Raw genomic sequence first — 21,682 nt, forward strand, 5'->3', positions numbered from 1 at the left:
CCCTTGTCCATTTCAACACATTGCCTTTACAACTCAAATTTGCTGATTTTGATCAAATCATCTTTTATTTCATTGTATTTATCTTCGATTAAATCTTTCTTGAAGGCAGTTAACTCTTTTTCAAAATTCTCTATGGCACGCAGTATATTCTCTTTGTTTTGTTTGAATATATCGATCCACATTTGGGGATCGCTTTTTGATAACCTTGTTGTGTCTTTAAAACCAGTTCCGACTAATTTTAGATAATTTTCATTATCTTCTTTTAAATTCATCAGAGTTTTTACTAGATAATAAGCAATTATCTGCGGCAGATGACTTGTTGTTGAAAGAATTTCATCGTGAGTTTTAGCATCTATTATTATTGGAATGGCTCCGATTTTTGTGATCAACCTTTCAAACTTATTAAAATATATTTGGTCACAATTAGCACTTTTTATCAATACATATTTTTTGCCTTTGAATAAATTCGCCTTGGCGTTTAATGGACCAGACTTTTCTGATCCTGCCAATGGATGACCTCCTATGAAATTGACCCTTTTGTTTTTAAAAGTATCAAAGAGTTGCATAATTTCATATTTAGTACTACCCACATCAGTTACAACTGTATTTTCTTTTACTAGACTAATTGTATCATGTAAAATACTTTTTATACTTTCTACTGGCGTTGCAAAAATTATTAAATCCGCTTTTGAAATTTCTGATATTTTGGCAGGTTCATCGATGGCTCCTAACTTTAAAGCTTCTTTTAAAGAGTTACTATCGATATCGTATCCAATGATATTTTTAACTTCTTTTGTTTCTTTAAAGGCTAGAGCTAATGAAGTTCCAACCAATCCAGTGCCAACAATTATTGCGGTATTGAATAACATTAATCGTTCCTCCCAATAACAACGTTGTTTGTGTCTCAGGCTAAGATTTTACTGTCTATTTCTAATAAGGCTTTTATTTGATCCATTAATTCACTGAATTGCTCAAAATTTAGAGATTGCTTACCGTCAGAGAGAGCGTTTTTAGGATCCGGATGGACTTCAATTATTAACCCATCAGCACCAGCTGCTACAGCAGCTTTTGATAGAGGAGCGACGTACCTCCAATCTCCACTGGCGTGACTTGGGTCGATTATAATAGGTAAATGGCTGTATCTTTTGATTACAGGTATTGCACTGATGTCCAAGGTATTTCTGGTTTCATCAGTAAATGTTCTAATTCCTCTTTCACACAGTATAACTTGGTTGTTCCCTTCAGAAATAATATATTCTGCTGACATTAAAAATTCTTTGTATGTAGCTGATAGACCCCTTTTAAGTAAAACTGGCTTGTTGAGCTTACCTACTTCTTTTAAAAGCACAAAATTTTGCATGTTTCTTGTTCCTATCTGTAAAACATCAGCATATCTTGAAACCAACTCGACCTCTCTGGTGTCCATAACTTCTGTAACTATCTTTAGACCAGTTTCTTCACTTACTTCTTTGAGAATTTTTAATCCTTCTTCTTTTAAGCCTTGAAAAGAATATGGAGAAGTTCTTGGTTTATAAGCTCCACCTCTTAGGAATTTAACCCCTTTCTCTTTTAAGAATAGAGCGGTTTCTAAAACCTGTTCTTTACTTTCTACTGCACAAGGTCCAGCAATCGTTAAAAAATTTTCTCCTCCTATTTTTATCCCTCCTATGTCGTATATTGAATCTTTAGATTTGAATGTTCTACTTGCTAATTTGAAAGGTTGAGTTATCTCTACAACCCTTTCAACCCCCGGAAATGTTTCAATGTTGCTTAAAATGTATTCCCTGTCACCTTCCCCTACCACCCCAACAATCGTGTGATTTTCTCCTTTATCAGGATGAGCTTTAAAACCTACTTCTTCCACCTTTTTAATGACATTTCTAACTTCTTCTTCTGTTGCATTTTCCTCCATTACGATTACCATCAGAATTCACCTCCGAATTTAAAAAATTTTTTATCGCCCTGTACCCCTTTAAAGAGCAAAATCTTGTTGCTAAAACTGTTATAAAAAAAATAGGTGCCTACTAAAAGAGTAGACACCCATTTTGGAATCTTTGTGGACTATGTTTTCATACGACAAAACAAAGCCACCAAAATGGGTGTCTTGCTAAAATACCAATAATATTTATTTTCATTTTCGATTAAGACCTTTGTAACCATTTGTGCTCTCTCCTCAACTTTTCTTTAAATTTATTTTATCAAGAAAAAATATTTTTGTCAACTAAAAAAGCGAATTTTTCTCTATAATTCAAAATTAATAGGCTTAAAAGTATACACTTCTGTAAAATAGACTAAATGAAAAGGTGCTAAAATTTTTTATGAAGTATAGATTTAAAATGCTTATTTACAAAGTAAATGGAGGTGAATAGTCATGTATTATACTACTATGTTGTTGTTGATACCACCATTGATATTAGCTATCTGGGCTCAAGCAAGAGTTAGTAGCACTTTCAACAAATATTCTCGAGTAAAGGCATCAATTGGCGAGCCAGGCTATATGTTTGCCAGAAGATTACTTGATTCCGTTGGGTTATATGATGTTAAAGTCGAAAGAGTAAGAGGTACTTTGAGTGATCATTATGACCCTACTAACAAAGTTTTGAGACTTTCTGACTCCACTTATAACAGTTCGTCTATAGCGGCATTAGGAGTTGTGGCTCACGAAGCAGGTCATGCTATACAACATGCTAAGGGTTATAAACCTTTAATTCTCAGGAATCTGGCTGTGCCGTTGGCAGGTTTTGGTTCTAATATGGCGTGGATTATATTCTTTATTGGACTTATTTTTTCTACACCTTTCTTACTGAATGCAGGAATTTTCTTGTTCCTTTTCGTGGTTTTATTTTCAGTTATAACGTTACCAGTTGAGTTCAATGCAAGTAGTAGGGCTTTGAAACTTTTACCCGTTATGGGCATGTCTAAAGAAGAAGTATCAGGTGCAAAAAAGGTGTTATCAGCCGCTGCGTTGACCTACGTGGCAGCTGCGTTGATGTCGATTGCTCAACTCTTGAGAATGCTGGTGTTAGCTCGTTCAAGAAATTAAGGTATATCTTCTATGGTTTGCAAAAGATGGATACTGTATGGGCGAGTTCAAGGTGTTGGATTAAGACATTTTTTAAGAGTGCATGGAGTAAGGCTTCAACTTGAAGGGTACGTTAGAAACTTACCCGACGGTTCGGTTGAGGTGGTTGCACAAGGAGAAAAAGAAAAAGTTTTGAAACTAAAAACTATCATCTTACAAGGAAATGGGTTCAGTAGATTAGAAGATGTTCAAGAAGAAGATTTCCCCATAGGGAATTATGGAAGTTTTCATATAGAGTATTAAACCAAAATAGAGGCGAGTAGCCTCTATTTTTTTCACCATACTTTCAAACTTTTAGTAAATCTTTTTATTTCTTTAAGCAACTTACCTTTGTCATCACTGTTTTCATCGATTATTTTTATTAGGGCACTTCCCACAATTATTCCATCGAAGTATTCAATAATATTTTTAGCCTTTGTCGGGCTATCTATTCCAAAACCGATAGCTAAAGGTATATTAACATACTTTCTCACTCTTTGTGAATACTCTTTCAAATGCTCCATAGGTGCTTGACTATCCCCTGTTACTCCCATAATAGATACACAATACAAAAATCCAGAACATACCTTAGAGATTTCTTTTAGTCGCTCTTCAGAGGTATTTGGAGCAACTAGTAAAATAGGATCGATACCGTTTTCTTTTATTTTTGCGTAAAATTCCTCTTCTTCGTCAAAAGGCAAATCAGGAATTATTACTCCAGAGATGCCTGTATTCACGGCTTCTGTTATAAAATTGTCGATACCATAATTGAGAATTGAGTTGTAATAACCCATTAAAACGAGTGGGCAAGTAACCTCTTCTTTGATTTCATTCAAGGTTTCAAAAATTTTTTTAAGGGTAACCCCATTTTTTAAAGCTTTTTGGCTTGCTTTTTGAATTATTGGTCCATCTGCTAAAGGATCGGAAAAAGGTATTCCTACCTCTATAATATCAACACCATCTTTGTTCAATTCTAATATAATTTCTTTTGTAACCTCTAAGTTCGGATCTCCGGCTGTTACATAGGTGATTAAAGCCTTGCTATTTTTGAAAACTTCACTTATTTTGCTCATTCTAGTGCCTCCCTACCAAGTTTTATATAAGAATCGACATCTTTGTCTCCTCTTCCAGAAAGATTTATTACCATGATTTTATCTTTATCAAGTGATGGTGCAATTTTCATAGCGTAAGCTATTGCATGGGAACTTTCAAATGCTGGGATGATTCCCTCCAATTTCGTTAAAAGTTCAAAACCTTTCAACGCTTCTTCATCTGTTATCGATACATACTGAGCTCTTTTTTCATCATGTAGATAACTATGTTCAGGTCCCACACCCGGATAATCTAAACCTGCAGAAATAGAATATGCCAGTTGAATTTGACCGTCATCATCTTGTAAGACGTAAGATTTACTCCCGTGAAGGACCCCTATTTTCCCCGCAGTTAAAGAAGCGGCATGTTGGCCAGTTTCTAATCCTTTTCCTGCAGCTTCCACTCCTATCAATTCAACATCTTTATCTTCTATAAAAGGGTAGAATATACCCATAGCGTTACTACCTCCGCCAACACATGCAACTATATAATCAGGCAACCTTCCTTCTTTTTCTAAAATCTGATTTTTAGATTCATCACCAATAACCCTTTGAAAATCTCTAACTATTTTAGGGTATGGATGTGGTCCTACAACAGAACCTATAACGTAGTGGGTGTTTTCTACGTTTGTAACCCAGTCTCTAATAGCTTCATTTATGGCTTCCTTTAAAGTTTGGCTACCGCTGTATACAGGCACTACTTTTGCTCCCAACATCCTCATTTTGTATACATTGAGCGCTTGTCTTCTGATATCTTCTGCCCCCATGTAAACTATACATTCCAACCCAAATCTAGCTGCAGCGGTTGCTGTTGCCACACCATGCTGGCCTGCACCGGTCTCTGCTATTATTCTTTTTTTATTCATTCTTTTTGCAAGTAATACTTGCCCCAACGCGTTATTAATTTTGTGCGCCCCCGTATGGTTTAAATCTTCCCTTTTTAGATATATTTTTGGACCATTAAGATATTCGGTAAATCTTTCAGCAAAATATAAAGGGGTGGGCCTTCCACAGTAATCTTTCAACAAACCTTGGTATTCATTTATAAAATCAGGATCTTTTGAATATTTTTCGTGAGCTTCCTCCAACTCTTCGAGCGCTGGAATCAATGTCTCTGGAACGTATCTACCTCCATACTGACCAAAATAAGCTTTTTTCATAAAATTTCATCCTCCTTTTTTATTTTTTTGCAATTAAAAAGTTTGTTATAGCACCCCATCGCCCCGCTTCCCACCCTTCTTTAGAAAGGGACATGCGGTCCCATAAACCCATACATTAAGGGGCTTCGCCCCTTAAGATCCCCAAAACCAAGTTCAAAGTCAAATTCATCTAAAAACACAGTTTGCATAGTGCAGCAAACAAGGGGTAAACCCCTTAAGATCCCCGTGCATCATTTGCTGCGCAAATGAGAATTTGGAAATTATTTCAAAGGAATTATGAACAAGGCGTTTTGCATAAGGCTGCAAAATGCTGCGCAAATGAGAATTTGGAAGTTACTTCTAAAGCTTTATAAAAAACATTTTGCACAAAGCTGCAAAAGGGCTCCGCCCTGTGACCCTTTTAAAATCAAAATCTTGTTTCTAAAACGTACGTTAAAGACCCTTCGCCCCGCTTCCCACCCTTTTAATTTTATTATTTTATTTTGATAGAATTTATCCTATCGATAGTTTCTTTTATTAACCTAATATCTTTTTTACCTGGATACAATTCAACTTTGCTGTTTAGATCAACGGCATTGGGTCTGATTGTTTTTATAGCTTCAACTATGTTTTCTGGGCTCAAACCACCCGCTAAGATGAACGGTTTTTTTATATTAGCTTCTTTTAAAATCTCCCAATTGAAAGTATGTCCTGTACCACCTATCTTTTCACCAATTTTTGTATCAAATAAGAAGTAATCCACAAAATCATTGTACTTGGATATTTCTTCCAAAGAGCTCTTATTTTCAATTTTAATAGCTTTTATTGTTTTTAACTTGCAATTTTTAATTATATTTACATCTTCTGATCCGTGAAATTGAACGTAATCAAATACTTTACTTCTTTCAATTTTTTCAATTTCTTCTTTGACAGGATTAACTACCACCGCTACCCTGCTTACAAAGGGTGGTAACTCTTTAGATATTTCAAGAACTTTCGATAATTCAACTTTTCTTGGGCTTTCAGCTAAAATGAAACCTAAAGCATCTACCCCAGCTTTGGATATGTTAATGGCGTCTTCAATGTTTGTGATCCCACAAACTTTTATCCTAATCACTGTAAATTACTCCTTTTTTCTGGAAATAGTTCTCCAATCTTCAAAACAGGATCGTTTTCTTTCATTAGAGCTTCTCCTATTAATACCCCATCTACTTCTAAACTTCTAAGGTAATCGATGTCACTTTTTTCTTTAATCCCGCTTTCTGAAATCACATAAAAATCTCTTCGTTTACCTAATTTTTCAAGTTCTTCAAGTAATTTTTCCGTGTTTCTTAGGCTAAGAGAAAAATCACTCAAATCTCTGTTGTTTATCCCTAAAATTTCAGTTTCGGTATCTAAAACCTTTGTTAATTCTTGATGGTTATGAACTTCGACTATGGCTTCTAAACCTATATCTTTTGATATCTTAAGAAAATTAGAAATCTCTTTTTTTGTTAGTATTGAAGCTATGAGTAAAATAACGTTGGCCCCCAGAAATAACGACTGGTAGATCTGTATAGGATCGATTATGAAATCTTTTCTTAAAATAGGAAGGTTTGTTTTGGGTCTTAATTCTTTTAAAATATTTGTACTACCTTGAAAATATTTTTCATCAGTTAGAATAGAAATAGCATCTGCACCACCTTTTATATATAACTCTAACTGCCTTTGTGGGTCAAAATTCGTTGAAATGATCCCTTTACTTGGCGAGGCTTTTTTGATTTCCGCTATTAAAGTTAATTTTCCTTTTTGGAAGGAGTCTTTTAAGGAGATTTTCTTTTCTTTTAGCTTTGCTACTTCTTCCCTTTTTGTTTCTACTATCTTTTCTAAATACATCTTTTCCTCCTTTTCAAGAAGTTTTTGCTTGTAAAGATAGAAAGTTAGTAAACTCTACCATCTCTTCCAATTTCTTCATCGCTTTTCCACTATCAATTATCTCTTGTGCAAAATTGATACCTTCTTCTAAACTGTTGACTTTATTTGCCACATATAACCCGGCTGCTGTATTCAAAACGACTACATCCCTTTTGGGACCCATTTCACCGTTAAATATGTTTAATATTATTCTTTTATTTTCTTCTGCGCTTCCGCCTTGGATCTCTTGTATGCTGTACTTTTCAAGCCCTAAATCTTCCGGGGATATTTCTAACTTTTCTATCTTACCTTCATTCAAAAACGCCACTTTATTCTTTCCTGACAGGGAAAATTCATCTATGCCTTCCGAGCCATGAACAACCATCGCCCTTTTAACTCCCAAGTTATTCAAAACCTCTGCTATAGGGTAAACCAATTTTGGATCGTATATGCCCATTAATTGATATTTTATATTTGCAGGATTTGTCAAGGGTCCTAAGACGTTAAAAATGGTCCTTATTCCTAATTCTTTTCTTGGTACAGCAGCATGTTTAGTAGCTTTATGAAAATCTTGAGCAAAAAGAAAGGCTATATTTATCTCTTTCAAGCATCTTTCAACTGAAGAAGGGGGTAATGATATATTGATTCCAAGAGACTCCAATACATCCGCGCTCCCACTTTTACTTGATACGGATCTGTTACCGTGTTTTGCAACAACAACCCCAGCTGCTGCCAAGATAAAGGCTACAGCGGTAGAAATGTTGAAGGTTCCCTTAGCATCTCCACCTGTTCCACATGTATCCATAAGTTCGCCGCTTTCAATACTTATTGGTGTAGCCTTTTCTTTCATAACTTTTGCACTTGCTGTGATTTCTTCGACCGTTTCTCCTTTCATATGCAGAGCAACTAAAAAACCAGAAAGTTGACTGTGTGTTACTTTACCTTCCATAATCATCTCCATCGCCTGTTCCATCTCGTCCAAACTCAAATTTTCTCCTTTTACAACTTTTTGAAGATAGTAATTAAACATAGCTGACACCCCTTTCAACTTTAATATTTATAAAATTCTCTATTAATCTCGGTCCTACTGTTGTTAATATAGATTCTGGATGGAATTGTACCCCATATATTTGGTAACTAATGTGCCTTAAGGCCATGACCTCTCCGTCTTGTGTAGAGGCCGTTATTTTTAATTCTTTCGGGAACATCTCGTTTGACACGATAAGTGAATGGTATCTGGTAGCTTCAAAGGGGCTATCTATACCTTGAAATATATCCTTTTTTTCTTTGATATATATCTTAGAAGTCTTTCCGTGGAATATCTCTTTTGCTCTGACAACCTTTCCATTGAAAGCCTCCGCAATGCACTGATGACCTAAACAGATTCCAAGAATTGGAATTACTCCTTTAAAGTGTTTAATGGTTTCGATGGAAATCCCAGCATCTTTGGGAACACCTGGTCCCGGAGAAATTATTATGTGAGAAGGCTTGAGCATTTCAATATCTTTTACAGTTATTTTGTCGTTTCTATAGACCAAAACATCATCGAACTCACACGCTGTTTGATATATGTTGTAGGTGAATGAGTCGTAATTGTCTATCAAAAGAATCATCTCAACAATCCCCCTTTTCTAAAGATTTGAACATTGCCATTGCCTTGTTGACTGTTTCATAATACTCATTTTCAGCAATCGAATAAGACACTATACCAGCACCAGCTTGTATCCTTACTTCATTTTCTTTGCACACCATCGTCCTTATTGCAATACTTGTATCTAAATTTCCTTTTGTATCAATGTATCCAACTACGCCGGCATAGATTTCTCTTGGTTCGTCTTCCAATTCATCGATTATTTCAATAGCCCTAATCTTTGGAGCTCCTGATACGGTCCCGGCTGGGAACAAAGATTTCAATACATCAAGTGAGTTTAAATAATTCTTTTTTAAACCTTCAACTTGCGAATAGATGTGCATCACATGTGAATATTTTTCAATTCCAAAAAATTTTGTAACCTTAACACTTCCTTCTTTACATACCCTGCCTAAATCGTTCCTTGCAAGATCAACAAGCATTATGTGTTCCGCCCTTTCTTTCTCATCACGTAAGAGTTCTTTTTCTATGGCTTCATCTGCTTGGGGAGTTTCCCCTCTCTTTCTTGTACCAGCAAGGGGCCTGGTGATTACTCTTTGCCCTTCAACTTTTACTAGCATTTCTGGAGAAGAGCCAATAATGGTTGCTTCTGGAAAATTTAGATAAAACATGTAAGGTGAAGGGTTTATCTTTCTTAGATTTTCATATATTTCAAAAGGATGTTGCGTTATTTTGCAAGAAAACCTTTGAGATATGACGATTTGAAAAGCCTCACCAGCGTTTATATAATTTTTTGTTTTTTCTACTTTTTCGACGAATTCTTCTTTACTTGTGTGGTGTTTGATCTTCAATTTGACTTGATCATTATTTCTTTCTTCTTCCCCTTGAGTAGAAGTTTTTTCCAAATCTTTTAATATCTGATGATTTTCATGTTTAGCCAAAGAAATTCGACTTTCTATATCTTCTTCTGACCCGCTATTCACAACATTAACCAAATATCCCAATTTTTCATTTTGATCTAATATCAATGAGATTCTTGGAAATACTAAGATAGATAGTGGTAAATCTCCATGTTTGAGATCTTTATCCATTTCATTATGGTATATATCTTCCCAAATGGAAATAATCTCATAACCGAAGTATCCTACAAAACTTGCAAATAAATCTGGGATATTTAGAATACTTTCATACTGAATACTTTCTAACTGTTCCTTTAAAAAAGATATGTAATCTGTATTTTCATCAAGAAAAGCTTTACCTTTTTCAAAAAAATGGAGTCTTGTCTTCTTCTTGGTTGTATAATTTAATTTCGCGACTTTTAATGGAGTGATTCCTATTAAGGAATACTTTTTTTCGTTGATCGAAAGATTTTCTAATATAAACGAATATTGATTATTTAAAGCAATTTTTTTATAAACTACTGTTGGATCAGGATTTTCCAGGCTTATTTTTTCTATAACTGGTAAAATTGTTTGATTTATTACAGACCTTTTAGTATACATATTCCCCTCCTTCTCGGCATTAATTTTTGCTTAGTTTGTGCTTTTTAAAAAAATAAAAGGAGGTCCTTTTATCCCTTTTTTAATAGGAAAAAGACCTCCTTAATTAAAAAAGGGCATCCCTGAAGGGATGCCCTTTGATTACTTTTTAGGCAGATTCACACAGGCATCCCTATCCGAGATGCCACCACCAATTAATTATATTTATTGTATTGTTTTTTAACTTGGGTGATTTAAAAAAAAGCTTTTCTTGATCAAACATGCTATTACCCCGTTAATATCAATTTAATTTTAGTATAACATAATTTTTTAACCTTGTCAAGTTTCCTTCCACTTTAGCTTTTTCTCTGTCTCTTTTTGCTATCTCTTCTAATGTGTTAAACATTTTTGGCACCTCCATTTCTTTTAGCTCTTCGTAACCGGTTTGTTAGATCCATTGGCGATGCCTATTTATAGTATGTCTGAACTTTTTATGGAGAAGTCTTTGCCTATTAGTTCAGTTTGTTCACGTTTTAAATCTGTCTCTTTTATTTGTTTTGTGATCTCTTTTGGTAGAAAGGCTTTTAGGAAGTCATAGAATACGGTTCTGTCTTCAAATAATTCTTTGAACAGGGAGTCTTTTTAATTATACCATATGTTTTTGAAGGTGTGTTATCTTATCATATAACTCTCTTATAATGAATTTTATAGCGCCCTTCCCCCGCTCCCCACCCGTGTGGAAGAGGGACCTGCGGTCCCTTTAACCCTGTTTTTCACACATAAGGAAAAGGATCTTTATTAGCACCCTTCTCCGGCTCCCCACCCGTGTGGAAGAGGGACCTGTGGCCCCTTTCCCCACTTTTCAACCATAAGGAAATGGGCCTGTTCCTTTTTACCCCGCGGCCCACCCGTTTTAGGAAGAAAAAGTAGGCAAGTTGGGTTTTAAAGTTTCGCGTTTTAAAATAAGAAAGGTAATGGTATAATAGGGTTGATTGAAAAACGTTTGGGAGAGAAGAAGTGTTCATTCATAGAGGTATATATTAAGTAGTTCAAATATAAGTCCTAAGATGAAATTTGATAGGGTGCTACGTAAAAACATTTCATAAAAAGCTCATACCGTTAACCTACAAGTTAAAAAAATATTAGTTTGTGTCATTGAGGAGGGTAATATAAAGATATATTTTTAACAATATTTAATATATTATACCATCAATTGATGGTATAATATGAGTGTAGGAGTTATAAAATGGTTGAATCTTTTCTAGAATTATTGAAACAATTTATCAATAATAATCAATTACAGCTCGTGAAAAGGGCGAAGGAAATGTATGAATTGAAAAAACCAAAAGAAAGGTTGTTCTGTGAGCAATGTGGAAAATTGGTGGGATATAAAACAATAAAAAAGAAAGAGAATTATAACGTTAAGAATTACCCTATTGAAGTCGAACGTACTGTTGCTATATGTGAAGAATGTGGGGCTGAGTTACTTGAACCCTATTATGAGAATGAGAATTTAAAAGCAGCATACAGAAAATATGCTGAGTTGAATAATTTGGTGTTACCTGAAGAGATCAAGGAAATTAGAAGTAAGTATAATGTCTCTCAGACACTATTTGCCTTGATTTTAGGTTTAGGAGAAGCTACTATACAACGTTATGAGATGGGTTCATTACCAACCAAAGTTAATAGCGATTTGATCAAGAGAGTTTCCGAACCGATTGAATTTTATAAGATTTTAAAAAGTAACAAAGATAATATTCCTGATATCGAGTATAAGAGGATCTTAGGAAACATTCAGAGAATTCTTAAAGAGTTTGAAAATAAACTTGAAGTTCAGGAATTGGAAAAAATTTTGTATATTAAACATCCTGAAATAGACATTGAAAAAATGAAAGGCTTAATAGCTGGATTATTTTATTATTCAAATAAATATCATCACAAGGATTTTTTATACAAAACCGTCTTTTTTAAATTGCTATGGTTAGTGGAAAAGGAATCTAAAAAAAGCCTTGGCAGGCAAATTGCTAATTTGAAATTCATTCATTATAATTATGGTCCGATTCCTAAAGGAGCAAAAAATGAAGAGGGCGTTCTTTTAGATTATTTGATAAAGACAAATTTAATAAGAATGAATATCGATTTTTCTAAAAAGTTTTTGCAAGAGACGTATAAGATTGGTTTGGTGGATCAAACTCCTTTAAGGAATTTAACAGATGAAGAAAGAAAGATTGTAGAAAAGATTGTTAAAAAGTATGGAGGATTGAGTGCTAGCGAATTAGTTGAAGTATCACATAATGACGTGGCTTATAAAAGTTCAAATTATGATGAAGAGATAGTGATTTAGGGTCAAACTTTTTATGGATAATTCTGATCTATAACAATATACCACCTTATCACACAAATGCTGTGCAACGAGTTTTATAGCGCCCCTTCGCCCCGCAGCCCGCCCGTGTGGAAAAGATCTTTATTAGCGCCCTTCCCCCGCTCCCCACCCGTGTGGAAGAGGGACCTGCGGTCCCTTTAACCCTGTTTTTCACACATAAGGAAAAGGATCTTTATTAGCGTTCTTTTACCTCGCAGCCCGGTCCATAGTTAGCCCTTATGCTTCACAATCTAAGTTTTTTATCCTTTGGGGGGATGTACTATGATTAATCGATTTTAAAATATCTTTATAGTAAAAATTTAATTAAAAAGTCTATTTTTTATTATATCTTGGTATAATATACTATGAAGCTGATTAAATATATATCTAAATTCAACGGAGGTAATAAAATAGTGAAGTTTAAAATAGTAGTTGACAGTTGTTGTGATTTAACAAAAGAAATTAAAGAAAGATTTGATATATCGACAGTTCCATTATTTATTGATATTGATGATCAACATTTTATAGATGATGAGAATCTAGACCGTGAAAAACTACTGGAGGCAATGAGAAACTCTACCGAAGTTCCTAAAACCGCCAGTCCAGGGCCTAAGCCATTTCTAAATTTATACGAGAAATATGAAAATACCTTTGTAGTTACCTTATCTAAGGAGTTAAGTTCGAGTTATCAGAATGCGGTTCTCGCTAAGAATATTTTATTGGAAGAAGCTAAAGACAAATTCGTGAAAGTGTTCAATTCTTTTAGCGCTTCTGTCGGTGAAACAATGATTGCTTACAAAATTGGTGAATTAATTGAAGCAAAACTCGGTAGGGAAGAAATAATAAATAAAGCAGAAAAATATATAGAAGAGATGAAGACCTTATTTGTGCTTGATTCGCTAGATAACCTTATCAAGGCAGGGCGTATGGGTAGATTGAAAGGTGAATTTGCATCTTTATTGAATATAAAACCTATTCTGGCTGGTACTAGAGAAGGTACTATAACTTTATTGGATAAAGCACGAGGAAGCAAAAATGCGATTAAAAAGCTAATTGATAAAATAGGAGAAGTAGGGAATAATTTGAAAGATAAAGTTTTAGGAATTGCTCACTGCAATGCTCTCGAGAGAGCTGAGTATATCAAAAAAGAAGCAGCTAAAAGATATAATTTTAGAGATATAATTATTGTGGAAACTGCAGGGATAAGTACTGTTTATGCTAATGAAGGCGGAGTTATACTTGCTTTTTAAAGTGAATTAAATTTTGGAAAATCCCCGCCATTATAGGCGGGGATAATATATAAAAAGTTTTTTTGCATTTATCTTTGTATTATACAGCAAGAATGAATGCAGGTGAAATTTTCTTTCGGTTCTAGATAAGAGATTTTTGATTATGACTTATAGGGGGTTTTCTTCGGCATAAAAGGCTGCAGAAGCTGCCCCTAAAATTCCAGCATCTTCTACTAAAGATGATTGTTCTATAGTGTAAGTATCTGCGAAACTGCTCATTACATATTTTTTCGTCATTTCTCTTAATGGAACAAAAAGAGCATCACCTGCTCTGCTTAACCCCCCACCGATTATAATTTTTTCTGGGTTAAAGGCATGAACATATCCTCCAATAGCCCGTGCAAGTGCATCGATGGCAAAGTTACAAACTACTCTGGCAAGAGGATCATTTTTTTCATAAGCTTGAAAAACGTGCTTTGATTCAATCTTTTCTTTTTTTCCGGCTAATTTTAAAACAAGGCTGTCTGGGTACCTATCTATCAAATTTTTGGCTTCTAATGCTATATATTTCGCAGAAGAAGTAGCTTCTACACATCCCCTATTACCGCAACCGCATTGTGGACCATTTGGTACAACTACAACATGTCCCAATTCTGGGGCTAGACCGTCTTTACCGGTTAAAAATGTGTTGTTACAAACCACTCCGGAACCTATGCCTGTTCCTATGGTTAAAGCGATGAAATCGTGCAAACCCTTTGCTTTACCAAAATACCATTCACCAAGTGCAAAGGCATTGGCATCGTTTTCTAAAAAGACGTCAACGTTTATATTTTCTTTTATCAAGCGAACCAATTCAAAATTTCGCCAGTTTGGAAAGTTTGGAGAAAATCTCACAATTCCATTTTTTCTATCTATAGAACCTGGTGAACCTATTCCAATTGCTGAAAATTCAGTGTTTTCCGTTAAATCTTTCACGGTTTTTGTTATATTAGCTATTACTTGGGCATTTCCCATTTCAACTTCTGTAGGTCTAGAAATCTTTTTAATTATTCCTTTTTTTTCATCGACTAATCCGGCTTTTATCTCAGTGCCTCCCAAATCGATTCCTACTACCAACATTGTCATCACTCCTTGAAGTGTATTTGCTGTCTTCTACTATATTTGCTCCCCTTTGCCCAGCAGCCCACCCTTGGACATTAAGGGGCTTCGCCCCTTAAAATCCTCAAAATCAAAGTTTATTTTAAAAAAAGCTTTTTGCACAAGACCGCAAAATATATTATAATAAGTTTATCAATCTATTATATCAAAAGTTAAATTAATTATTTAAAAAAAAGATGAAGTTCTACTAAATCTATTTTTTAAAATACTACAAATAATAAAGGGTGAAGAAAATGGTCTATGCAATTATAGTAGCAGCTGGAGAAGGAAAAAGAGCGGGATTTGAAATTCCAAAACAATTTGTAAAATTAAATAACAAAACCATATTGAGAATGTCAGCTGAAAAATTCCAGAATTCAGCATCAATAGATAAGTTTCTCGTCGTATCTCACAGAAACTACGTGGATTTAACAGAAAAAGAAGTTAAAATCTTTTCAAAATTTGAGAATGTTGTAATTGGCGGAAGTAACAGGCAAGAAAGTGTTTATAATGCCCTAATGTATTTGGGCAAAAAAGAGAATAAGCCTGATTTTGTTTGCATTCATGATGCCGTCAGACCTTTCGTTGATACTAATAAAATAGACGAAAGCATCTACAAAGCAAAAGAGATAGGCGGGGCTGTATTAGCAGAAATGGCTGAAAATACAATTTCACAGGTGAATAATGGAAGGATTGTAAAAACTTTAGAAAGATCCCAAATTTATCTTCACCATACCCCTCAAACTTTTGATTTCAATAAACTACTCAAAGCTTACCAAAAAGCAGAAAAGATCCTATCTTCTTTTACCGATGATGCCTCTATATTTATCCATGCGGGTTATGAAACGGCGATTGTGGAAGATTACAAAAATAACATTAAGCTCACAAAAAAAGAGGATTTTGAACTTGCAAAATGTATTTTTGAATTAAATTCTTAGTCTAAAAATGTTTCAAAAACCTGGATCCCAACATCTATTACCTCATCGGGAGGCAAAAATTCAGGGTTATGAAGACCATGGTGTTCACCTTTAGAACTTCCTAACCAACACATTAGTGAAGGGTATTTTTTTGATATGAAGCCAAAGTCTTCACCCGTCATTTTTAGTCCACAATCAATAAATGTAAATGTTTTAGAAAGTTTAGGAATAAACTTGTCATATAGTAACGAATCGTTAGTAACTTCGGGATAAAAAGAACCTTTGCCCAACAAGTAATCAACCCCTGTCATGATCTTTATCCCTGACAGTACGTTTCTCATATCTTCGAAGTATTTTAGGTTATTTTCAGAATTCACGCCTCTTATACTTCCTTCGACATGGGAATTTCCTGGTAGTATGTTAATCGCACTACCAGCATTTACTTTACCAACGCCGATTACAAAAGGTTCCATGGGATTTTTTGGAAGTTTATCAAGCACATCTAAAAATATGCGAAGAGCATTCAACGCATTTTTGGATTGATGGGGAAAGGCAAGATGTGAAGAAACCCCTTCAAAATCCACAAAGAACTCAAGGGCTGAAGCAAAAAGCGTACCACGCGTTGAGGCTATGGTCCCCACAGGGAACTCATCGTTGACATGTAGTGCAAAAGCCGCTTTTATATTGTACTTATCCAATATTCCACTTTCGATAACCCTTTGGGCTCCACCCTTTGATTCTTCTGCAGGTTGAAATAAAAAAACTATATTTTTATTTACTTTATTTTTTATCACGTTGAGAAAAAAACCATACAAAATAGCGGTATGAACGTCATGACCACATGCGTGCATGTATTCATTTTTTGATTTGAAATCAACTTTGGTCTTTTCTTTTATATTTAAAGCATCGATATCTGCCCTAAAAAGAAGGTACTCCTCACCGCTGCCACCATTATACTCAACAATAAGTCCAGTTTTTAAAGGTTTATATACGTTAATGTCAACGTTGTAAAAGGTGGCGGCTTCTTTTATGGTTTTTTCCAATAATTCGGTAGTTTGATACTCTTCAAGAGATAATTCCGGATTCTCATGTATTTTATGTCTCAATTCGTAGGGTGGAATGATCATTTTAAAACCTTCTCTAATTTTACCAGCATCTTTTCGATGTCGTTATATTCAATATTTAAAGGAGGCAATAGACGAATCACACTGTTATGAAGTACATTCAACAAAAGACCCTCTTGTAGACCTTTTCCTCTCATTTGAGGGTCCTCTTCATTTAACTCTATGCCAATCATCAAACCTTTGCCTCGAACTTCTTTTACTTTTTCGAAATTTTTCTCTTTTAAATATTGCATTATGTAATTTCCTTTTTCTTCAACGTCTTTCAGAAGAGAAGGGATATTTTCCACAATGAACCTAGCTCCCGCAAGGGCTACAGGATTTGGGGCAAACGTTGAACCGTGTTCTCCTTTTTCAAAAGCCTGAGATATATTTTCAAGAAATAACGTACCTCCCAAAGGCAAACCGCCGCCTATGGATTTACCGATGGTTATAATATTTGGAGATAGCCCAAAATGTTGGTATGAAAAAATTTTTCCCGTTCGCCCAAGCCCAGCTTGAACCTCATCGCAGACTAAAATAAAATTATATTTCCTTTTTAAGTCCTCTATCAAAGATGCGAATTCTGGTTTGATTGATACTATTCCGCCTGATCCCAGAATGGGTTCTACAAAAACAGCCAACGTTTCTTCTCCGAATAGATCGAAGTATCTACTTAAATCCTCTACATCGTTGTACTTTAGTTCTATCGTGTTGGGAAGCAAAGGTTCAAACGGTTCTCTTAAGTCTTTAAAACCGTTTATAGAAAGTGCGCCTAAAGTTCTACCATGAAAACCGTTCTCGAAAAAAACAATCTTATTTCTTTTATCTGTTGCTCTTTTTTTTATGGCTTTTAAAGCAGCTTCAGTAGCCTCTGCTCCAGAGTTACTGAAGTAAACGGTGCCATTTTTCCCAGTGAAATTGACTAGTTTTTCTGATACAAAAATGGCATCTTCATCGAGGAAAAAATTAGAAGTGTGCATATATCTATCCATCTTTTCCTTCAACACTTTTAACAAAGATGGATGAGAATGCCCAAAACTCATTACTCCTATACCAGAAAATGTGTCCAGAAACGCTTCCCCTGTTTTATCGTAAATGTAACAACCTTCCGCTCTATCAATTTTTATTGGAAACGGGTTGTAGACTTGTATTAGGCTCATAAATCAAACTCCTTTGCTATATTTTCCACGGCTTTTTGCTTATACTCTTTTGGAATCAAACATGAAATTTTTATTTCCGAAGTAGTCACCAAAAAGATAGGGATATCTTCAATAGCTTTAAAAAATCGGGAAGCCACTCCTCTTGCCTTCCTCATACCAATTCCGACTACCGATATTTTGACTAAATCATTTTTAAAATCAATAAAATTCTCATGATCATTTTTAAGAGAATCACTTAAAACTTCTCGAAAATTATCGATTACGCTATCTACGATACTGAAAGAGATATCAGCTTTTTCATTATTTTTTATTATTGATATCATATCAATGTTTAAATTTTTGTTGGCAGCGATTTCAAAAATTTTATTAATAAAAAAATGATCCGTCGGAAGATTTAAAATAGTGACTTGGGTTTGATTTTCAGCCACACTTAAGCCTGTTACAACAGGTTCTTCTAAATATTCGTTGTAATTATCCACTACGTAACTTCCCTCCTCATCTGAAAAAGACGATGCACAGTATAACTCCACATTAAACTTTTTAGCGATTTCTACAGACCTTGGGTGCAACACTTTTGCTCCTAAAGCCGCCATTTCCAGCATTTCATCGTAAGTAACGTACTTTAATTTTTTTGCATTAGGATAAATCTTTGGATCGATTGTATAAATACCGGCAAAATTACTGTATATCTCACACTTAACGTTTAAAGAAGCGGCTAAGGCAACAGCAGAAGTATCAGAACCTCCTCTTCCCAAGGTTGTCAAATCTCCTTCTTCCGTAATACCTTGAAACCCTGTGATAACCAAAACATCATTTTTTGCAAGGTTTTTGTGAATTACCTCTTTGTTTATCGCTCTGATCTGAGCCTCATTGTAGTCAGAAGTGGTTAATAATCCTAATTGAAAGGCATTCATGGATTTTGATTTGATACCTCTATCGTTCAATATCATAGACAACAAAGAAGCACTGATCTGTTCTCCAGTAGCTAAAAGCATATCCAATTCTCTTGGATTAGGATTCTTAACTGTTTCTTTAGCTAATGCTATCAATCTATTGGTGGTCTCTCCTCTTGCAGAAACCACAGTTAATACTTTAAACCCTTCTTCTATCTTGTTACATATTCTCTTGGCAACATTGTTCAATCTCTCAGAATCCGCAAGAGAACTTCCTCCATATTTTTGAACTATCAACTGCATGTTTAATCCACCCCGGTAAATTTATATGAATAAATTATTTCAACTTTCTAAGTCCTTCTACAAGTTGAGTTTTGGCTTTTGTTTTATCGTCAACCTTTTTAATGAATTTTGCAGGGACTCCTGCTACCACAGAGTATGGTTCGACATCAGAAATTACCACAGAACCGGCTCCGATTATTGATCCCTGACCTACTTTCACTCCTTCTAATACCACTGCGTTAGCTCCAATAAGAACATTATTCTCAATCACCACTGGTTGAGCGCTGGGAGGTTCTATGACCCCTGCTATAACTGCTCCTGCACCAATATGGCAATTTTTCCCTATTTGAGCCCTCCCTCCTATAACGACGTTCATATCTATCATGGTGTTTTCCTTAATGCAGGCTCCTATATTGATAACGGCACCCATCATAATAACACAACCGTCGCCTATCTCCACAAGATCCCTTATTATGGCACCTGGTTCTATTCTCGCATTGTATTTAGATAAATCTGCCAAAGGAATGGCAGAATTTTTTCTATCCCTTTCTATTCTGTAATTAATTATAGAATCTTTATAAGTCTCATAAATTGTTTTGAAATCTTCTTCTTCGCAAAACAAGATTCCGAATTCATCGTTACCATAAAATTCTACATTGGAAAAATCTACTTCTTTGAGGTTACCTTTAAGGTAGACCTTCAAAGGATTCTTTTTCTTTGAGTTTGCTATTAAATTTATTATTTCTTCGGTGTTCATGATGACCTCCTTTTCAAATTACGTCGGTAAAGGTGAAATACCCATTCTTTTTATTGATTACAAACTCTGCGGACTTAAGAACCCCTTCTGCGAAGGCTCTTCTTGATAAAGCCCTATGAGAAATACTAAGAACCTCACCCAAATTCGCCATGTACAACACATGATCGCCTGCTACATTTCCCAACCTTAATGAGCTTATCGGTACATCTTTATCCAAACTTTCTTTTATCATCTTGGCTGTTCCAGAAGGTTTATCTTTTTTAAATCTATGGTGTGTTTCAACTATTTCGACGTCCCACCCGTAGATTTTATCTTTCAAAAGGTCCGCCATCTTTAAAAATAATTGTATGCCGATCGAAAAGTTGTAGCTTTGTACTACTGGTACGTCTTTAGATAAAGTTTTTAAAGCTTCAATTTGTTCATCTTGAAGTCCTGTTGTTCCAATGATCAATGGAACTTTAAATTTTTTCACATAATCTTCCGTTTTTTCGAAAACTTCAGGAAGTGAAAAATCGATAATAAGTTGAGGTTTTTCTTGAAAATATTCACCATCTTTATCGTATCCCCAGACAAATTCATGGTTCTTCTCCTCAAAGAGGTCTTTTATCTCTTTTCCCATTCGTCCTTTGTATCCTACTATACCTATCTTCATGCTAGATCCAACCTTTCCATCTCTTCTTTTAGAAGTTTCTCTGTTTCTTGACTTGCTTTCACCAATGGTAATCTCACGACATTTTCACATAAACCTAACAAAGAAACGGCATATTTGACAGGAATGGGATTAACCTCTTTGAATAAAAGTTTGTTGAGTTTCATAAATTGATTATTTAATTTTCTAGCCTTTTCTAAATCGTTGTTAAGAATGCTATGGGTTAATTCAACGAAAGGTCGTGGGGCAACGTTGGACGTAACTGAAATAAGTCCATCTCCGCCTAAACTCATTATAGGAAGGACTTGATCGTCGTTTCCTGAAAACACCTTAAGAGAATCCGGTTTTATAGAAAATAATTCTCCTATTTGAGATATATTACCGCTAGCTTCTTTCACTCCAATAACGTTTTTACAGTTTTCGTGGATAGAAACGACTGTTTCTGGGAGTATATTCATGCCGGTTCTTGAAGGTACGTTGTACATTATTATTGGTAAAGTTGTTCTTTCAGAGATGTACTTAAAATACTCTACCAATCCTTTTTGCGTACTTTTATTGTAATAAGGGGTAACGATTAATAAACCATCTGCACCAGCACTTTCAGCTACTTTATTGTTTTTCAAAACATGATTCACGTTGTTTGTTCCCGTTCCCACAATAACGGGAATTTTCTTATTGACAATTTCTACTACCGTGTTGACTATTTTTTCTCTTTCTTCTTCTTCAATAGCAGGTGCTTCTCCAGTAGTTCCTAAAACTATTAAACTGTCAACACCGTTGTCAAGCTGATATTTAACGAAAGTTTTTAATGAATTATAATCGACGTTCAATTCTTTATCAAAAGGTGTGATCATAGCTGTTCCAAGACCTTTAAACATTGAGAATTCCTCCTTCTTAAAAGTTTTATATCTCTGGTTATAGCGCCCTTTCACCCCGCTCC

General features: G+C 34.9%; 22 protein-coding genes. 5 read left to right on the top strand and 17 right to left on the bottom strand.

The window, feature by feature from the left end; all coding sequences use genetic code 11:
- Positions 1–26: 26 nt before the first annotated feature.
- Positions 27–869, bottom strand: coding sequence for a prephenate dehydrogenase (locus tag PMOB_RS06180; protein ID WP_012209020.1), 843 nt, complete (start codon positions 867–869; stop codon positions 27–29).
- Between the two features lie 35 nt (positions 870–904).
- The gene (gene aroF, locus PMOB_RS06185) at positions 905–1,924 is read right to left on the bottom strand and encodes a 3-deoxy-7-phosphoheptulonate synthase (protein ID WP_012209021.1); all 1,020 of its coding nucleotides are present in this window, start codon (positions 1,922–1,924) and stop codon (positions 905–907) included.
- A gap of 447 nt (positions 1,925–2,371) precedes the next feature.
- On the opposite strand from aroF, the gene PMOB_RS06190 reads away from it, so the two are divergent.
- Both PMOB_RS06190 and PMOB_RS06195 read left to right on the top strand, forming a co-directional pair.
- Complete coding sequence (locus PMOB_RS06190) at positions 2,372–3,043, top strand: zinc metallopeptidase (protein WP_012209022.1); 672 nt, start codon at positions 2,372–2,374, stop codon at positions 3,041–3,043.
- A 12-nt stretch (positions 3,044–3,055) separates the two neighbouring features.
- The gene (locus PMOB_RS06195; RefSeq protein ID WP_012209023.1) at positions 3,056–3,325 is read left to right on the top strand and encodes an acylphosphatase; all 270 of its coding nucleotides are present in this window, start codon (positions 3,056–3,058) and stop codon (positions 3,323–3,325) included.
- Positions 3,326–3,357: 32 nt separating this feature from the next.
- Here PMOB_RS06195 and trpA read toward each other — a convergent pair whose 3' ends face one another.
- The 8 genes from trpA to PMOB_RS10610 all read right to left on the bottom strand — a co-directional run bounded on the left by trpA (position 3,358) and on the right by PMOB_RS10610 (position 10,886).
- The gene (gene trpA / locus PMOB_RS06200) at positions 3,358–4,134 is read right to left on the bottom strand and encodes a tryptophan synthase subunit alpha (RefSeq protein ID WP_012209024.1); all 777 of its coding nucleotides are present in this window, start codon (positions 4,132–4,134) and stop codon (positions 3,358–3,360) included.
- Positions 4,131–5,312: a tryptophan synthase subunit beta gene (gene trpB / locus PMOB_RS06205; RefSeq protein WP_012209025.1), complete on the bottom strand. Its 1,182-nt coding sequence runs from the start codon at positions 5,310–5,312 to the stop codon at positions 4,131–4,133. The genes trpA and trpB overlap by 4 nt, the downstream gene beginning before the upstream one ends.
- Before the next feature lie 472 nt (positions 5,313–5,784).
- The gene (locus PMOB_RS06210) at positions 5,785–6,408 is read right to left on the bottom strand and encodes a phosphoribosylanthranilate isomerase (RefSeq protein ID WP_012209026.1); all 624 of its coding nucleotides are present in this window, start codon (positions 6,406–6,408) and stop codon (positions 5,785–5,787) included.
- Positions 6,405–7,166 carry an indole-3-glycerol phosphate synthase TrpC gene (gene trpC / locus PMOB_RS06215; protein WP_012209027.1) on the bottom strand — a complete coding sequence of 254 codons (762 nt, stop codon included), beginning with the start codon at positions 7,164–7,166 and terminating at the stop codon, positions 6,405–6,407. The genes PMOB_RS06210 and trpC overlap by 4 nt, the downstream gene beginning before the upstream one ends.
- Before the next feature lie 13 nt (positions 7,167–7,179).
- Positions 7,180–8,214, bottom strand: a complete 1,035-nt coding sequence (trpD, locus tag PMOB_RS06220; protein ID WP_012209028.1) for an anthranilate phosphoribosyltransferase — start codon at positions 8,212–8,214, stop codon at positions 7,180–7,182.
- Positions 8,207–8,797 (bottom strand): anthranilate synthase component II, encoded by a 591-nt coding sequence (locus PMOB_RS06225; RefSeq protein WP_012209029.1) that lies wholly within the window; start codon positions 8,795–8,797, stop codon positions 8,207–8,209. The genes trpD and PMOB_RS06225 overlap by 8 nt, the downstream gene beginning before the upstream one ends.
- 1 nt (position 8,798) lies before the next feature.
- Positions 8,799–10,277 carry an anthranilate synthase component I family protein gene (locus PMOB_RS06230; protein ID WP_012209030.1) on the bottom strand — a complete coding sequence of 493 codons (1,479 nt, stop codon included), beginning with the start codon at positions 10,275–10,277 and terminating at the stop codon, positions 8,799–8,801.
- A 447-nt stretch (positions 10,278–10,724) separates the two neighbouring features.
- Positions 10,725–10,886, bottom strand: coding sequence for an Rpn family recombination-promoting nuclease/putative transposase (locus tag PMOB_RS10610; protein ID WP_231282497.1), 162 nt, complete (start codon positions 10,884–10,886; stop codon positions 10,725–10,727).
- A 613-nt stretch (positions 10,887–11,499) separates the two neighbouring features.
- Here PMOB_RS10610 and PMOB_RS06235 point away from each other — a divergent pair.
- Both PMOB_RS06235 and PMOB_RS06240 read left to right on the top strand, forming a co-directional pair.
- Positions 11,500–12,597, top strand: a complete 1,098-nt coding sequence (locus PMOB_RS06235; protein WP_231282459.1) for a type II TA system antitoxin MqsA family protein — start codon at positions 11,500–11,502, stop codon at positions 12,595–12,597.
- A 431-nt stretch (positions 12,598–13,028) separates the two neighbouring features.
- Positions 13,029–13,865: a DegV family protein gene (locus PMOB_RS06240; RefSeq protein ID WP_012209032.1), complete on the top strand. Its 837-nt coding sequence runs from the start codon at positions 13,029–13,031 to the stop codon at positions 13,863–13,865.
- A 147-nt stretch (positions 13,866–14,012) separates the two neighbouring features.
- Here PMOB_RS06240 and PMOB_RS06245 read toward each other — a convergent pair whose 3' ends face one another.
- Positions 14,013–14,963, bottom strand: a complete 951-nt coding sequence (locus tag PMOB_RS06245) for an ROK family protein (protein WP_012209033.1) — start codon at positions 14,961–14,963, stop codon at positions 14,013–14,015.
- Between the two features lie 272 nt (positions 14,964–15,235).
- Between PMOB_RS06245 and ispD the strand changes: the two genes are divergently transcribed.
- A complete protein-coding gene (gene ispD / locus PMOB_RS06250; protein WP_012209034.1) occupies positions 15,236–15,919 on the top strand; it encodes a 2-C-methyl-D-erythritol 4-phosphate cytidylyltransferase in 684 nt (227 codons plus the stop codon).
- Here ispD and PMOB_RS06255 read toward each other — a convergent pair.
- From PMOB_RS06255 to dapA, 6 genes are read right to left on the bottom strand one after another with little or no spacing between them, the layout of a single operon-like run.
- Positions 15,916–17,025 carry an amidohydrolase gene (locus PMOB_RS06255; protein ID WP_012209035.1) on the bottom strand — a complete coding sequence of 370 codons (1,110 nt, stop codon included), beginning with the start codon at positions 17,023–17,025 and terminating at the stop codon, positions 15,916–15,918. The genes ispD and PMOB_RS06255 overlap by 4 nt on opposite strands.
- A complete protein-coding gene (locus PMOB_RS06260) occupies positions 17,022–18,161 on the bottom strand; it encodes an aspartate aminotransferase family protein (RefSeq protein ID WP_012209036.1) in 1,140 nt (379 codons plus the stop codon). Before PMOB_RS06260 ends, PMOB_RS06255 begins: the two co-directional genes overlap by 4 nt.
- Entirely contained in the window at positions 18,158–19,357 is a 1,200-nt protein-coding gene (locus PMOB_RS06265; RefSeq protein WP_012209037.1) for an aspartate kinase, read from the bottom strand. Before PMOB_RS06265 ends, PMOB_RS06260 begins: the two co-directional genes overlap by 4 nt.
- Positions 19,358–19,391: 34 nt before the next feature.
- Positions 19,392–20,093 (bottom strand): 2,3,4,5-tetrahydropyridine-2,6-dicarboxylate N-acetyltransferase, encoded by a 702-nt coding sequence (dapD, locus tag PMOB_RS06270; RefSeq protein ID WP_012209038.1) that lies wholly within the window; start codon positions 20,091–20,093, stop codon positions 19,392–19,394.
- Between the two features lie 13 nt (positions 20,094–20,106).
- A complete protein-coding gene (locus PMOB_RS06275; RefSeq protein ID WP_012209039.1) occupies positions 20,107–20,745 on the bottom strand; it encodes a 4-hydroxy-tetrahydrodipicolinate reductase in 639 nt (212 codons plus the stop codon).
- Complete coding sequence (gene dapA / locus PMOB_RS06280) at positions 20,742–21,620, bottom strand: 4-hydroxy-tetrahydrodipicolinate synthase (protein ID WP_012209040.1); 879 nt, start codon at positions 21,618–21,620, stop codon at positions 20,742–20,744. Before dapA ends, PMOB_RS06275 begins: the two co-directional genes overlap by 4 nt.
- Between the last annotated feature and the right edge of the window lie 62 nt (positions 21,621–21,682).

The sequence above is a fragment of the Petrotoga mobilis SJ95 genome (assembly GCF_000018605.1).
Classification (GTDB): domain Bacteria; phylum Thermotogota; class Thermotogae; order Petrotogales; family Petrotogaceae; genus Petrotoga; species Petrotoga mobilis.

Coding starts and splice junctions, on each gene's coding strand:
- PMOB_RS06230 (WP_012209030.1), bottom strand. CDS start 10,277: ATGTATACTAAAAGGTCTGTAATAAATCAAACAATTTTACCAGTTATA.
- trpD (WP_012209028.1), bottom strand. CDS start 8,214: ATGTTTAATTACTATCTTCAAAAAGTTGTAAAAGGAGAAAATTTGAGT.
- dapA (WP_012209040.1), bottom strand. CDS start 21,620: ATGTTTAAAGGTCTTGGAACAGCTATGATCACACCTTTTGATAAAGAA.
- dapD (WP_012209038.1), bottom strand. CDS start 20,093: ATGAACACCGAAGAAATAATAAATTTAATAGCAAACTCAAAGAAAAAG.
- PMOB_RS06255 (WP_012209035.1), bottom strand. CDS start 17,025: ATGATCATTCCACCCTACGAATTGAGACATAAAATACATGAGAATCCG.
- PMOB_RS06275 (WP_012209039.1), bottom strand. CDS start 20,745: ATGAAGATAGGTATAGTAGGATACAAAGGACGAATGGGAAAAGAGATA.
- trpB (WP_012209025.1), bottom strand. CDS start 5,312: ATGAAAAAAGCTTATTTTGGTCAGTATGGAGGTAGATACGTTCCAGAG.
- PMOB_RS06265 (WP_012209037.1), bottom strand. CDS start 19,357: ATGCAGTTGATAGTTCAAAAATATGGAGGAAGTTCTCTTGCGGATTCT.
- PMOB_RS06180 (WP_012209020.1), bottom strand. CDS start 869: ATGTTATTCAATACCGCAATAATTGTTGGCACTGGATTGGTTGGAACT.
- PMOB_RS06235 (WP_231282459.1), top strand. CDS start 11,500: ATGGTTGAATCTTTTCTAGAATTATTGAAACAATTTATCAATAATAAT.
- PMOB_RS06225 (WP_012209029.1), bottom strand. CDS start 8,797: ATGATTCTTTTGATAGACAATTACGACTCATTCACCTACAACATATAT.
- trpA (WP_012209024.1), bottom strand. CDS start 4,134: ATGAGCAAAATAAGTGAAGTTTTCAAAAATAGCAAGGCTTTAATCACC.
- trpC (WP_012209027.1), bottom strand. CDS start 7,166: ATGTATTTAGAAAAGATAGTAGAAACAAAAAGGGAAGAAGTAGCAAAG.
- PMOB_RS06260 (WP_012209036.1), bottom strand. CDS start 18,161: ATGAGCCTAATACAAGTCTACAACCCGTTTCCAATAAAAATTGATAGA.
- PMOB_RS06245 (WP_012209033.1), bottom strand. CDS start 14,963: ATGTTGGTAGTAGGAATCGATTTGGGAGGCACTGAGATAAAAGCCGGA.
- PMOB_RS06190 (WP_012209022.1), top strand. CDS start 2,372: ATGTATTATACTACTATGTTGTTGTTGATACCACCATTGATATTAGCT.
- PMOB_RS06195 (WP_012209023.1), top strand. CDS start 3,056: ATGGTTTGCAAAAGATGGATACTGTATGGGCGAGTTCAAGGTGTTGGA.
- aroF (WP_012209021.1), bottom strand. CDS start 1,924: ATGGTAATCGTAATGGAGGAAAATGCAACAGAAGAAGAAGTTAGAAAT.
- ispD (WP_012209034.1), top strand. CDS start 15,236: ATGGTCTATGCAATTATAGTAGCAGCTGGAGAAGGAAAAAGAGCGGGA.